11 protein-coding genes are annotated in these 13,306 nt (G+C 49.2%); 4 read left to right on the top strand and 7 right to left on the bottom strand.

Annotation, left to right across the window (positions count from 1 at the left end; translation table 11 throughout):
- Positions 1-197: 197 nt before the first annotated feature.
- The 5 genes from PHQ97_13885 to PHQ97_13865 all read right to left on the bottom strand — a co-directional run bounded on the left by PHQ97_13885 (position 198) and on the right by PHQ97_13865 (position 5,049).
- On the bottom strand, positions 198-848 hold the full coding sequence (locus tag PHQ97_13885; protein MDD4393826.1) for a RecX family transcriptional regulator: 651 nt from the start codon (positions 846-848) through the stop codon (positions 198-200).
- Between the two features lie 93 nt (positions 849-941).
- Positions 942-1,349 carry an NFACT RNA binding domain-containing protein gene (locus PHQ97_13880; protein ID MDD4393825.1) on the bottom strand — a complete coding sequence of 136 codons (408 nt, stop codon included), beginning with the start codon at positions 1,347-1,349 and terminating at the stop codon, positions 942-944.
- A gap of 57 nt (positions 1,350-1,406) precedes the next feature.
- A complete protein-coding gene (gene pgm, locus PHQ97_13875) occupies positions 1,407-3,068 on the bottom strand; it encodes a phosphoglucomutase (alpha-D-glucose-1,6-bisphosphate-dependent) (GenBank protein MDD4393824.1) in 1,662 nt (553 codons plus the stop codon).
- Positions 3,069-3,231: 163 nt separating this feature from the next.
- Positions 3,232-4,290 carry a glycosyltransferase gene (locus PHQ97_13870; GenBank protein MDD4393823.1) on the bottom strand — a complete coding sequence of 353 codons (1,059 nt, stop codon included), beginning with the start codon at positions 4,288-4,290 and terminating at the stop codon, positions 3,232-3,234.
- Positions 4,291-4,353: 63 nt separating this feature from the next.
- Positions 4,354-5,049: a Crp/Fnr family transcriptional regulator gene (locus tag PHQ97_13865; GenBank protein MDD4393822.1), complete on the bottom strand. Its 696-nt coding sequence runs from the start codon at positions 5,047-5,049 to the stop codon at positions 4,354-4,356.
- Positions 5,050-5,315: 266 nt separating this feature from the next.
- Between PHQ97_13865 and PHQ97_13860 the strand changes: the two genes are divergently transcribed.
- The gene (locus PHQ97_13860; GenBank protein ID MDD4393821.1) at positions 5,316-6,071 is read left to right on the top strand and encodes a 4Fe-4S binding protein; all 756 of its coding nucleotides are present in this window, start codon (positions 5,316-5,318) and stop codon (positions 6,069-6,071) included.
- Between the two features lie 395 nt (positions 6,072-6,466).
- The gene (tyrA, locus tag PHQ97_13855) at positions 6,467-7,654 is read left to right on the top strand and encodes a bifunctional chorismate mutase/prephenate dehydrogenase (GenBank protein ID MDD4393820.1); all 1,188 of its coding nucleotides are present in this window, start codon (positions 6,467-6,469) and stop codon (positions 7,652-7,654) included.
- Between the two features lie 60 nt (positions 7,655-7,714).
- On the opposite strand, the gene PHQ97_13850 is transcribed toward tyrA, so the two are convergent.
- On the bottom strand, positions 7,715-8,998 hold the full coding sequence (locus PHQ97_13850; protein ID MDD4393819.1) for a sensor domain-containing diguanylate cyclase: 1,284 nt from the start codon (positions 8,996-8,998) through the stop codon (positions 7,715-7,717).
- A 435-nt stretch (positions 8,999-9,433) separates the two neighbouring features.
- On the opposite strand from PHQ97_13850, the gene PHQ97_13845 reads away from it, so the two are divergent.
- Together PHQ97_13845 and PHQ97_13840 are read left to right on the top strand one after the other, a co-directional pair.
- Positions 9,434-9,988, top strand: a complete 555-nt coding sequence (locus PHQ97_13845; protein ID MDD4393818.1) for an ACT domain-containing protein — start codon at positions 9,434-9,436, stop codon at positions 9,986-9,988.
- 118 nt (positions 9,989-10,106) lie between these two features.
- Positions 10,107-11,480 (top strand): PFL family protein, encoded by a 1,374-nt coding sequence (locus PHQ97_13840; protein MDD4393817.1) that lies wholly within the window; start codon positions 10,107-10,109, stop codon positions 11,478-11,480.
- 317 nt (positions 11,481-11,797) lie between these two features.
- Here the strand turns inward: PHQ97_13840 and PHQ97_13835 are convergent, their stop codons facing one another.
- The gene (locus PHQ97_13835; protein MDD4393816.1) at positions 11,798-13,078 is read right to left on the bottom strand and encodes a molybdopterin molybdotransferase MoeA; all 1,281 of its coding nucleotides are present in this window, start codon (positions 13,076-13,078) and stop codon (positions 11,798-11,800) included.
- Between the last annotated feature and the right edge of the window lie 228 nt (positions 13,079-13,306).

Here is a 13,306-nt window from a genome sequence, read left to right as displayed (position 1 = left end):
TAACGAGGAAGAATATAACATCAAGATGTGATAATCACTGTTTTGAGCATCGTGAAATGGCTTTATGAATTAATTTATCTAAAATGGTCAACGATTGTAACAGTCCTCTGATTTCTGTCTTCTGATCTCTGTCCTTTACCCGATGGGCAGGCACGGGGCCGCCCCTGCGCCCACGAGTTGTTTTTTTTACTCAGCCCTCAGCCCTCAGCCCCCGGCCCTTTCTCCTCATCCACCGATTTTAAGGCACGATCACAGGCATATCGGCAGGTATCCATAGGAAATCCTTTGCGGCTTAAAAACGAAAAAACTTTTTTTTTAAATTCCACGGGGTCAAGATGTTCCCAGCGATGCAGTTTTCGCTTTATGGCAGACCATGCGGATTCATATTCATCAAATTCATTCAGCAACTGGTCAACGACAGAATCGGCTATACCCTTTTGTTTCAATTCCCAGCGAAGATGCAGGGCACTTCGAGGGGAGATTCGTTTCCTGTGATCAATCCACTCGCGTGCAAACGTTTCATCGTCAAGATATTTCAGCCGGATCAATTTTTCAATGGTATGCGTGATCGCGAGCGCTGCAAAGCCTTTTGCTTCCAGATAGACGTTGATCTCGTGAATGCTCCGGCTGCGAAAGCCAAGGAAACGGACTGCCTTATGGTAAGCCTGGTGCTGCTGATCTTTTTCAATTAACGCCTGAACCTGCGACTCATCGATGGACTGCCCTTTTGCCATGGCACCTGCCAGGGCCAGACAGATTGAAAACCGGTAATCGCCATTTATAAATATACTGACACGGTTTTTATCATGCGTCTGGAGTTTAATATCGGTAACAATCTGATCCATCATCGAAACAAGCGCTTATATTTTAACCCAAAAAATACCGGCATCCGGAACCCGGTAGCCCATAGCCAAAAACCGTACGCCGTATGCCATTAATCGTTATTCATTATCCGACGGCGGAAGCCCTGGCCTGACCTTCAGTACCCGTTCATTTCGAATGGCTACCGTGCCGGCCTTAACTCCCCGGGGTTTTGTGACAAATCGGGCCTGAGTGCAGGACACAGCGACCATTCCCCCGGCCCTGGCCTTGCTGTGCCAGGCGGCAACAGCGGCAGCCATCTCAAGAATTTTTCGATCCGGTTTCTGCCCGGTTTCCGACCTCAGAATCACGTGGCTTCCGGGCATGCCCCTGACATGAAACCACCAGTCATCGGGTTTGGCAAGTTTAATACTCAACCGGTCGTTATCTTCATCGCTCCGGCCGGCTAAAACAATCCAGTCGTCCGGGAAACGGTACTCGTACACCTTAACCTGATACCAATTTTTGTCTATTTTCTGAACTGCCATATAAACACTGAATTCTGCTGAGTTCTGATGATGCTTCCGGGTGTCATCGACCGATGATTACCGTCTCGTCACGCCGGCGGTTTGAAACACATCGCGAACGATGTCCCGGGCTTCCTGTTGAATCCGGTTTAAATGATCCCGGCCCTTAAAACTTTCCGTATAAATTTTATAAATATCCTCGGTACCGGAAGGACGGGCAGCAAACCAGCCGTTTTGCGCCACGACCTTTAAGCCTCCGATCTCGGCATTGTTTCCCGGAGCCCGTGTCAGTTTTGCCAGGATGGGTTCATCCGCAAGAACCGAGGTTTTGACCTGATCCGGTGACATCTGCGTCAAAGCCGCTTTTTCTTCCGGAGTTGCCGGCACATCCATCCGTTCATACAACGGATTACCGAATTTTTCAACAAGCTGCCGGTATAATTGAGACGGGTCCTGCCGGATTGACGCCGTGATTTCCGCAGCAAGAAGCCCCATGACAATACCGTCCTTATCGGTGGTCCACACGGTGCCGTCTTTTCGCAGAAATGAGGCTCCGGCGCTTTCCTCTCCGCCAAAGCCAAATGACCCGTCAAGAAGCCCCTCTACAAACCATTTGAATCCCACCGGCACCTCGCAGATGCTCAGGCCCAGATCGTTTGCGACCCTGTCAATCATGCTGCTGCTGACCAGGGTTTTGCCGATGGCAAGATTCCCGGGCCACATCGGACGATTCTGAAACAGGTACCACACGGCCACCGCCAGAAAATGGTTCGGGTTCATCAGCCCGCCGGAGGGGGTTACAATGCCGTGACGGTCACCATCCGGATCATTACCAAAAGCGATATCGTATTTATTCTTTAAATCGATCAGACCGGCCATGGCATAGGGAGACGAGCAGTCCATTCGGATCCTGCCATCCCTGTCCACCGTCATGAACCTGAAATCCGGTTCAACGTGCCGGTTTACCACATCGAGGTTCAATCCGTACCGGTGAGCGACAGGCTCCCAGTAGTCTACCGATGCGCCCCCCATGGGATCGACCCCGATCCGGATGCCGGAGGACCTGATCGCACCCATATCGATCACATGACGCAGATCGTCAACATACGGCGCAATATAATCATATTCATGCGTACCGGATGCATGGAGGGCTTTTTCATACCCCGTTCGCCTTACGCCCTTATTTTGAACCGCCAGCAGTTCATTGGCCCGGGATTCCACCCATCGGGTAATGGATGTATCGGCCGGACCGCCGGACGGCGGGTTATATTTAAATCCCCCATCATCTGGAGGATTATGAGACGGGGTGATGACAATGCCGTCGGCCAGTCCGGTTGTCCGGTTCCGGTTATGCATCAATATGGCATGGGATATCACCGGGGTAGGCGTAAAGCCAAATCCCTGCTGTATGAACACATCGACGCCATTGGCCGCCAGAACCTCTATCGCCGTTGCAAAACTAGGTTCGGAAAGCGCATGGGTATCCCGGCCAAGATACAACGGGCCATTGATTCTGTTTGCGACTCTGTAATCGCATATCGCCTGGGTGATCGCCAGAATATGGGGCTCGTTGAAGCTGTGTTTGAATGGATCGCCTCTGTGTCCTGAGGTACCGAATGCCACTTTATGAGCATCAACCGATACATCCGGGTAAAGGGTATAATACGCGCTGACCAGCCGGGGAACGTTCACCCATATCTTTCTGGGGGCGGGTTTGCCTGCTAATTTGTGTAACGGCATGGTTGACCTCTCTTAAAATGGTTAATTCCGCAACAATCAAGATAGCGCCCTGCGGGCGGACTGAGGAGCGCTATCGCTTGAGGAGCACTTCGTTTGAGGCAAAAGATAAGAAGCAAGACGCTTTTATCTTATAAAATTCTCAAGAACGCGAAGCTCCCGCCTTTCACAGTAAAAAACCGCGCTCTCTGACTCGAAAATATGCTGCCACCGGCCCCATAAGACAAAATAAACATAAGGCACCGGCTATGGCATCGACCGCTTTGAAATTGATCAGTTTATCCACGTTACGATCATAAAATGCCAGAAATGGATGACGGATCGCTCCCTTCTTACGCATCCATACCGTATCCATAAAAAAAAACAGCTGCCAGCAATTCTGACGCACATATCGGCCTATGGAAAACCAGGCTCTCGCAGTTCCTTTAAAGCCCCCGTGGTGAAGCATCAATTTACGCACACGCTGAAAATAAGGCGTCAGCAGCAGCCTGCCGGTTTCATGCTGGCATGGGTAAATGTCGGGCGTAAGTCCGAAAAACTCATCCAGGCCGGTGCTGAATGCGCCCATGATCATGGCCATCAAAATATACCGGCGGCAGAAACCTTCAGTTTCAAACCGTCTGGCAGATGTTTCAATGATTCCGGGCAAGGTAATCCAGATTCCGGTTTTTCTGATTTTCCCCGCCAAATTCTGATCTTCCAGAAACGGGAGCCGCTCATCAAAGCCTTTCAAACGGATAAAATAATCCCGGGTTAACAAAACGCCCTGATCTCCATTCGTGGTATCCGGACGATTTAAAAACGTTTTGGCCTCGATATAGCGGAAGCCCGGAGAATTTCCGGAGCCTTTACGTATAAATTTCAGTGGAAAATGGCCTGCGACATTCGTATTGTCCCTTGACTGGATTTGATGTTCCAGAGCGGTTATCGCCTCTTTTATCAACAAAGGGCTTTTGATTCCCGAATCCGCGTGAATAAAGAGAAGATATCTTCCGGTTGATTTGCCGGCGGCGGCATTCATCTGAATCCCGCGGCCTCTGGATGTACGAACCGTTTTCACCCCGCAACGCCTGAGCATCTGCAGCGTGTCATCTGTTGATCCGCCATCGCCTGCGATAATTTCCAAATGAACCTGCTGCTGGCTCTGAAGATCCCTTAACAGGGCAGGCAAATGACGGGCTTCATTTATGACCGGAATAATTACAGATACTGAAGGTAACGTCATGACGGTTCCCCCCGGGGCTATTGAGTCAGGCGGGCTGCTGACAGGGCTTTCGAATCGGCCGGGTCATTCCATGATGATTTTCCCGAGAACTGCCAGATTTTTCAGCTGTTCCCGATCCCGTATCCGGACATGTGGCCCATGGATATGGACGATGTTCGACTCGGTCATCTTTGCAAAAATTCTTGAAAGGGTTTCTGGAATTGTCCCGAGAAGACTCGACAGATGCCTTTTGGATATCGGAAGATGAACCGTATCATGATCTGATCCGGCTTCATTGGACAGATAGAGCAGATATGCCGCAAGGCGCGCAGAGACATCCTTCATGGAAAGCTGTTCGATCTGAACGGTAAATTCACGCAAGCGTTTTGATAACACCGCCATCATATTCAATGCCATAGACGGATTTGCGGATATCAGGGCCACAAAATCGTCTTTCGGGAAATAAAGGACGCGACTTCTGCCAATGGACTGCGCGCTGGCAGGAAATGCACCCGCGGAAAAAACGGGCACTTCTCCGAATGTTTCGCCTGAACCGAATATATTCAGTATTTTTTCCTTTCCGTCAGGTGAAACTTTAACGATTTTAATCTGCCCGTCGATAATCAGGAAAAATCCGTTGCCCGAATCTCCTTCAAAAAAAACCGTCTCACCCTTTTGAAATATTTTTTTAACCGCGATACCATTGATTTGCTGCCGCTGTTCGCTGTCAAGGCCACTGAACAGTGTGCATGAAGAAATCGTGTCCGTATTAAATTTCATAGCATAAATGTGATATTATTGGTTGAATGAGCGAATAAAAGCCGATAGTGCATGATTATAGTAATCATAAATAATGCTTTAATTTTCGATGAGTTGTCAATTATTTATTGAAGCGATCCTTAAACAATGTGCAACCCGCAAAAAGGGGCTCCAATCATAACGGTCTGATTAACAATTATCAGCAGATATTGACTTAAGTCAAGGCGCCGCTGTTTGATAGGGTATATAGATCAAATCTAAAATAACACACGATTTCCGGAGGCAACATGAAAAAAACACGTAAGATCATACACATCGATGAAGAAAAATGCGACGGATGCGGCCAGTGTATTCCGTCATGCGCTGAAGGTGCATTGAAAATAATAAACGGCAAAGCCCGAATCGTTTCTGACAAGTTTTGTGACGGACTCGGGGCCTGCCTGGGTGAATGTCCAAGGGGGGCGATCACATTAACAGAACGGGAAGCTGAAGAATTCGATGAAAAAGCGGTTAAAGAGATGCTAAACGCAAAAGGCAAGGGCTCTTCCGAATCGCGTGCGGTATGCCCGTCTTCACATATTCAAATTCTGGAACCCTCCGCTGACCTGAAAAAATCGAATTCAGGTAAAAGCTCAAGCCCATGTGACTCCCAGCTGTCTCACTGGCCGGTAAAAATCCGCCTGATTCCGCCAGATGCCCCGTTTCTCAAAGGCGCTGATCTCGTCATTCTCGCCGACTGCGCCGCTGTGGCCTGTCCTGATCTTCACAACGATTTTCTCAGAAATCATGTGGTCATGACCGGATGCCCCAAATTTGACGACATGCCGGCTTATATTGACAAATTTAAACAAATTATTAAAATCGCCGGCATCAAGCGCATCACCGTACTCAGCATGGAAGTCCCGTGCTGCTCCGGCATGGCTGCCGGCGTCAAAAAAGCGATTCAGGATACCGGAAGTTCAATCCCGCTGAAAGAAATTATCATCAGCACACGCGGAGAAGCGGTTGAAAAGGCATCCCGCCCCTTAACCATGATTGCATAGTGTCCATCCAGAAATGGCAATTTTCCCCAATTTCTGCGTCAGGCTCAGATTTTAATCCTCGAAATACACATTGTATTCCTCCGGTTAAAATCTTCGCCTTCCTTGAACTTGGAAAAACTATCTCATTTCTGGATAGACACTACATAAGAGAGGCTGAGACAGTGCCCATTCACAAATTCGGCGTTCGCCGGATGGGCACGCACTGAAACTGATTGGCAGATGGTTTCAGGTCTGACGGGCCAGCGGTTCTGATAAGCCTTGTGATACCGTCACGCTTAATGATATAAGAACCGGAGTGTTATGGCTGTTGTCACATTCCCCCCGGCGTCAGAATAAACCCGTTAACCAACTAACCCGTGAAGGGGCATACAAAACAAAAGGCGACGATTATCAACATGACGGAATTTCAAAAACCAGAAAATACACGGCCCGAATCCGTTTCCGCCGATATCGATGAGCCGGTATACGCAACGCTTGACTGCCTGAGAAAACAGATCGATTCGATCGACCAGGAGTTTGTCAACATCCTTGTAAAACGCCGGAAGGTGATCGATCAGGTTACGGAATTGAAAAAAGCGCATCACCTGCCTGTTTACCATCCGGCCCGGGAAGAAGATCTCATATCCAGACGACGCCGTCAGGCTGAAGACAACCAGCTTGATCCGGATTATATCGAAGAGCTGTTCCGATGCATTCTCCGTCAGTCCAGGGCCATCCAGGCGGCCCACCTGACGCGAAAAGGCATCCGGGCGGGATCTGCTGTTCTGATTGTGGGCGGCAAAGGCAGTATGGGCAGCTATTTCCGCCGCTGGTTTACCGAATCCGGCTACCGGGTTCGAATTCTGGACAAAGACGACTGGAATGAGGCAGACGACTTGTGCCGGGATATCAAACTGGCCATCATCAGCGTTCCTATCGATGTCACCGCGTCCGTCATCGAAACGCTGTGCCTTCACCTTCCGCCAGATTGTGTTCTGGCTGACATTACCAGCATTAAAGAGCCGGTCATGGATATCATGCTCAAGGCACACAGGGGCCCTGTCATCGGTCTTCATCCGCTGTTCGGACCCACCACGTCAACATTGGACAAACAGATTGTGGTGGCAACCCCCGGCAGAAATCCGCAGGCATATCAGTGGGTGCTGGATCAGTTTTCAGCATGGGGCAGTATTATCCTTCAGGCAGATGCACAGGAACATGATGAAATGATGGCCATTGTTCAGGCACTGCGTCACTTTGCCACTTTTGCCTTTGGCCGGTTTCTCTACCACAAGCAGATCAGCCTGCCGCGGATACTTGAATTTTCAAGTCCCATTTACCGTCTGGAGATGGCGATGGTGGGACGTCTTTTTGCCCAGGACCCTTCCCTGTACGCAGAAATTATTTTCGCGTCCCCGGAGCGACGAAAACTGTTAAAGAATTATGTGCAATCCCTGTCTGACACCTGTGACATGATTGAAAAGGGAGACAAACCGCTTTTCTGCGATGAATTCAACATCATTTCCGAATGGTTCGGCCCATTCAGCGGACAGTCAATACGGGAAAGTTCGTTTTTAATCGATAAACTGATTGAACGCTTTTAGTTTTCCAAAAAAGCAGAAAACCGCCATCGCCTTATTGCTGATCAGTCTCAGAAGCAGAGGCTATGGCCCTCTGGAAAAGCAGACTCGATTTTTTCCTTCCTCCTTGGCCCTGTACATATTGCGATCGGCCCGATTAACAAATGAGGACAGGACCTCACCATAGTCGTATTGCGCAACGCCGATACTGACCGTTTTATGAACCCGTGTCTTATTGTCAGGGAATAAAACCGTTTTTTCAAATTCCGTCCGGATTCTGTCCGCCAGCTTGACAGCAGCGATGCCTCCCGTCTCAGGCAATATCAGGACAAATTCTTCTCCGCCGTACCGATAAGCGGAATCGGTTGCCCGCAGACATTTCATCATGGTTTGTGCGAGTCGAATCAGCACCTTATCTCCTTCCAGGTGCCCGTATGAATCATTATAATTTTTAAAATCGTCAATATCCACCATCAACAGAGACAGAGGCTCTCTGTACCGGTTGAAACGCTCAATTTCCGTACTGAGTTGAGCGTAAAAATGTCTTGAATTAAACAGACCGGTCAGTCCGTCTGTAATGCTGAGTTTCTTATATTTCTTTTCGCTTTCACTCAGTTCGCGTTCTGCTGCCACCTGATCCGAAATATCCTCTAACGTCTGAAACGCACCAAACAGCCGTCCGCTTGTGTCTTTGAGAACTGCTGCTGTAAATCTCAGCCATTTTCCGTTTTCTCCCAGATCCCTGAAAAAATCTCTGGCTTCATAGGCATCATGAATTAACCGGGATTTTTGCACATTGCCCTTGTACCAGCTGCTGAATTCATCCAGGCGTTTATCGAGCAGAATATCTGCCATACATGGCCGCTTTTTCTTATAGAAGGCTTTCCAGTGCTTCCGGGTACCGAGCACCACATCTTTACCGGTCCCGGTTAAATTTTCAAGCGCCCTGTTCCAATGCCTGACGCGATGATCCGTATCGATCATAAAGGCAGGAATCGGGGAGCCTTCAAGGCATAGTTCAAGTTGACTGCGGCTGTTTTTCAATTCCTCCCCTGATTTCATACATCTCAACCGCATCGTGAAAAACAGATACCCCACGACGGTAAACATGCCGCAGCGTATGAGTTCTTTTCCGATAATAACCGGCTGATCGAAAAACACTTGGCCGATGATCAATACCATCTCCAGGATCAATGGGGCCAACAGCCCTTTCTGCCCCATCCCCGTCACTGCCAGAATAACAGGTATATAAAACAGATGTATGTAAACTTCCTGAAATCCATGTATAAAACAGACATAACAGATCAGGATACTCGATCCGATGGCCAGTGACAGCATAATACAGTTGAGCTTGTTTTTATGATTCATACCATTTACGGTTCCCTTTTATTTTGTACCGGCTTTAAAACAGAATTTCGGGCTTGATCATAACTGCGGCCATATTCTCTTACGTGTAGTTTCAAAGTCCCGGCCGGTGCCGGCGTACGACATGACGCGATCGGGGGAAAAGATGCCGGTGCCATGAAGCGTTAAAAAGCGCAAACGGTTTGAGGCTTGCCGAGTTTTTGCGCTTTAGCTTCATGGCACCGGCACCCCCCCGTATCGTGCTGGAGAAGCCAGAAGCGGCCGGGGCGGGCCTCACGACGTTATAACCGCAGTTATGATCAAGCCCAGAATTTCATACGTCCAGAAATAATCGGGAAACCCGGCAGGCAATAAAATAAATTGAATTTCCATCTTGTATTCTGGAATATAAAATGTAGAATATCACTTTTTGATATAGAACAGATATGGAGCAGTCTTATGAACAAAATCATCATTTCGGTATTTGCTCAGGATCGACCGGGCATAGTGGCAGCAGTGTCAAAAGCACTTCTGAAACATGAGTGTAACATTGAAAATATATCACAGACAATCCTGCAGCATCAGTTTGCCGGCATATTTATCACTTCCGTGCCCTCCGATGTACAGATTGATCAGCTTCATGACTATCTGAAACAATGTATGCAACCTTTAAACATCGATGTACATGTCAAATCAATGGATTATCAGGAACCGCTGCCGATATCCAAAAGCTCCGAGCCCTTTGTCATTTCAGCCGTCGGTGCGGACAGCAAGGGCCTGGTTGCCGGGCTGACTGAAATTTTCGCCCGTTACCGGGTCAATGTGACCAATCTGAAAGCGGTTTTTAAAGGCGGCGATGATCCGAGCCATAACATCATGATTTATGAAGTGGACATCCCCGATGATATCGACCAGAATAATTTTGTGCGTGATCTTAGAAAACGAGCCGAAAATCTGGGACTGGATATCAGTATTCAACATCGGAAAATTTTCGAAATGATGAATAAAATCTGAATTCGACGCCAGGACAAACGGACCCGGTACTGCGGCAGTACATAAATTATGCCCTCAAGACAGTCATATTTTATGTTTAACAATTATTTCAACAAATGACAACTAATGGATAGCTGATATGCTTAGTGACAGAGATATACTTTCAGTCCTGGAAATGCTGAAAAACGAGCATCTTGATGTACGCACCGTCACCCTTGGCGTCAGTCTGCTTGATTGCGCCAGCCACGATTTAACCATAGTGAAAAACCGAATCCGAAAAAAACTAACCTTTCTGGCAAAAGACCTTGTCAGCGTCTGCAACCGTGTTGGCGAAAAATATGGCATTCCGGTCGTGAACAAACGTATTTCCATCAGCCCTGTAGCGGTATTTTGCGCCGGTCTTTCGCCGTCGCAAATGGTTGAGATAGCTAAAACCCTGAATGAAATAGCTCTGGAAGTACGGATTGATTTTATAGGCGGATTTTCCGCTCTCGTTGAAAAAGGAATGACAACCGGAGACCGTGCCCTGATTGAAGCCATCCCCCGGGCGCTGGCGGAGACCGACCGGGTGTGCGCATCCGTCAATGTTGCCACGACTAAAGCCGGAATCAATATGGATGCGGTCATGCTCATGGGGGATACGGTAAAAAAGTGCGCTGAACTGACCGCGGACAGAGATGGTATCGGATGTGCAAAATTGTGTGTTTTTGCCAATATTCCTCAGGATATGCCTTTTATGGCAGGCGCTTATCTGGGGGTTGGTGAAGCAGATGCCGTTATCAACGTCGGCGTCAGTGGGCCGGGGGTTGTGAAAAAAGCGATCGACCGCGCATTGGAATCCGACCCGGCAATGGATCTTGGACGAATTTCGGAAATCATCAAGCACACCGCCTATAAAGTCACCCGAGTAGGTGAACTGATTGGAAGAGAAGTGGCCGAATGCCTGAATATCCGGTTTGGTGTCGTGGATCTTTCCCTTGCGCCAACGCCAACTGTTGGAGACAGCGTCGGTGAAATCTTCCAGAGCCTGGGTCTGAAGAGTATCGGTGTGCCCGGAACGACAGCGGCACTGGCGATGTTAAACGATGCGGTAAAAAAAGGTGGTGCATTTGCCAGTTCAAATGTCGGAGGCTTAAGCGGCGCTTTTATTCCGGTATGCGAAGACCTCAATATCGCTGAATCCGCACGTCTGGGATACCTGACACTCGAAAAACTGGAAGCCATGACCTGCGTCTGCTCTGTGGGGCTTGATATGGTAGCCATACCCGGGGATACAACAGCAGATACCATAGCGGCTATCACAGCAGACGAAATGGCTATCGGGGTTATCAACAGAAAAACCACTGCCACCCGATTGATACCGGTTCCAGGGAAAAAAGCCGGTGACCAGGTATATTTTGGCGGGCTTCTGGGACAGTCCACCATCATGCCGGTTAACAATGCGACAGGTGACAATCGGTTCATCCGCTTAGGCGGTCTGATACCGGCTCCGATTCAGAGTCTCACAAACTAGTGAACCTGCCCGGGAAACAGAAATCTCAATGTGTGCGAAAAATATCATCTTTGTTACGATGCAGCGCCGGCATTTGTGGGCCTTTTCCCGGGCTACACAATCCTTGCGCTCCCGCTCTGTTAAGCAACGAATTTGTATCAACCGGAATGGCCGGATTGACAGATACGCTGCTTACATTTTCCATGGCCTGGCGCCTGTGCCGGCAACTGAATTCAGCCCGGGCGAATCAATAGCAGTATCCCGTTAGATTCGCCCCGCTGTTTCCGGAACCTGTGCGGGGCTATTCACAGGCTGTAAGATGCCGGAGTCCGGATGGATCAGTCCAGCGGCCAGACATTCACCCGGCTTCCGGCCGAAATGAATGTCACGTCTCGTGGCACATCCAAAAACGCATTGGTTTGAACCAGCGTGGATAGTTTTTCAGGCCTGCGCTGATCATTGACAGCATGACCGAGAGCTTCCACCTCAGGATATCCGTCACAGAGGCTGAGCACAGCCGGAATAAGATGCGCTCTTTGTTTATCATAAAAATCATGCTTCAAGGTCGCTTTGATCAAGACTTTATCCCAGTGGTTTTGACCGGCCAGCTTTAATATCACACCTCGCGCAAACAGTTCAAAGGCGATAATCAATGCTCCGGGATTTCCCGGCAAGCCCATGACACAAACCCCGTCAATCATGCCAAAGGCCATGGTTTTTCCCGGTTTTATTTCCGCCTTCCAGAATTTTTCATGGCACATCGTTTGAAATGTTTCCTGAATCATGTCAAAATCACCGTTTGACGTACCTGCACACGTCAGCACCAGATCCACATTCAGAGCAAGCGCCTGGTTGATTTTAAAAGTAAGGAGTTTTTTCGAATCTCTGGCGATACCCAGCCGGAGCGGCTCAGCCCCATAGCGCTGCACCAGTCCTGAAATGACATATGGATTTGAACTCCATATTTTTCCAAAACTCAGCGGAGTTTCCGCTTCCATGACCTCATTGCCGGTCGGAAGTACCGCCACCCGGGGTATCCGATAAACAGGCACACTGGTTTTGCCGACAGATACGAGCATCCCCATATCCTGAGGCCGCAATTGTGTTCCCTGCGCCAGAACTACTTTACCGTATTCAATGTCCGATCCTTCACGCCTGACATTTTCATGAACGGCCACCGGTTTGAACACGGCTATTTCATCCGGGCCAAGCCCCTCCGTATACAGTCTTTCGCTGGTATTCTCAAACGGAACCACGGAATCGGCCCCACCGGGCAGCGCCGCTCCGGTCATAATCCGGGCGGCAGTTCCGGGACCGATGCTTTTTCCAGGCACGTCACCGGCCCGGATATTATCGATCACTTTCACAATAACCGGTTGCCGCTTCGAGGCTGTCATGAGCCCTTCAGAAACAACGGCAAACCCATCCATTGCGGAAAGTGGACAGGCCGGGATGTTCGCGCGTGGCACGATATCCCGGGCCAGAATCCGATTCAGGCATCGGTCAACCGGAACATGTTCGGCTGAAACGGGTTGGATGAGAGATAAAATAAACGCTTGAACGGCATCCGCCGGTATTTGCTTCGATGATAGAACATGATTCAACTTCATATTGTCCATGCGTTTGCCTTAAATTAAAAACGATTGCGACAGGTCTCAGGGCCCTGGCAAAAATGGGGCTTGGTCATAACTGCGGCCATATTTTGCTGTGCGTAGCCTCGGAGTCCCGCCCGTTGCCGGCGTACGACATGGCGCGATCCGGGGAAAAGATGTCGGGGCCATGAAGCGTTAAAAAGCGCAAACTGTTTGAGGCTTGCCGAGTTTTTGCGCTTTAGCTTCATGGGCCCG

It is taken from the genome of Desulfobacterales bacterium (assembly GCA_028704555.1).
Taxonomy (GTDB): Bacteria; Desulfobacterota; Desulfobacteria; order Desulfobacterales; family JAQWFD01; genus JAQWFD01.
The sequence above is the reverse complement of the archived record's forward strand: the minus strand, read 5'-3'. Positions and strand labels throughout refer to the sequence as shown.

Bases quoted from the DNA above. Each gene is read 5' to 3' on its own strand.
- PHQ97_13885 (MDD4393826.1), bottom strand. From the start codon at position 848: ATGATGGATCAGATTGTTACCGATATTAAACTCCAGACGCATGATAAA.
- PHQ97_13880 (MDD4393825.1), bottom strand. From the start codon at position 1,349: ATGGCAGTTCAGAAAATAGACAAAAATTGGTATCAGGTTAAGGTGTAC.
- pgm (MDD4393824.1), bottom strand. From the start codon at position 3,068: ATGCCGTTACACAAATTAGCAGGCAAACCCGCCCCCAGAAAGATATGG.
- PHQ97_13870 (MDD4393823.1), bottom strand. From the start codon at position 4,290: ATGACGTTACCTTCAGTATCTGTAATTATTCCGGTCATAAATGAAGCC.
- PHQ97_13865 (MDD4393822.1), bottom strand. From the start codon at position 5,049: ATGAAATTTAATACGGACACGATTTCTTCATGCACACTGTTCAGTGGC.
- PHQ97_13860 (MDD4393821.1), top strand. From the start codon at position 5,316: ATGAAAAAAACACGTAAGATCATACACATCGATGAAGAAAAATGCGAC.
- tyrA (MDD4393820.1), top strand. From the start codon at position 6,467: ATGACGGAATTTCAAAAACCAGAAAATACACGGCCCGAATCCGTTTCC.
- PHQ97_13850 (MDD4393819.1), bottom strand. From the start codon at position 8,998: ATGAATCATAAAAACAAGCTCAACTGTATTATGCTGTCACTGGCCATC.
- PHQ97_13845 (MDD4393818.1), top strand. From the start codon at position 9,434: ATGAACAAAATCATCATTTCGGTATTTGCTCAGGATCGACCGGGCATA.
- PHQ97_13840 (MDD4393817.1), top strand. From the start codon at position 10,107: ATGCTTAGTGACAGAGATATACTTTCAGTCCTGGAAATGCTGAAAAAC.
- PHQ97_13835 (MDD4393816.1), bottom strand. From the start codon at position 13,078: ATGGACAATATGAAGTTGAATCATGTTCTATCATCGAAGCAAATACCG.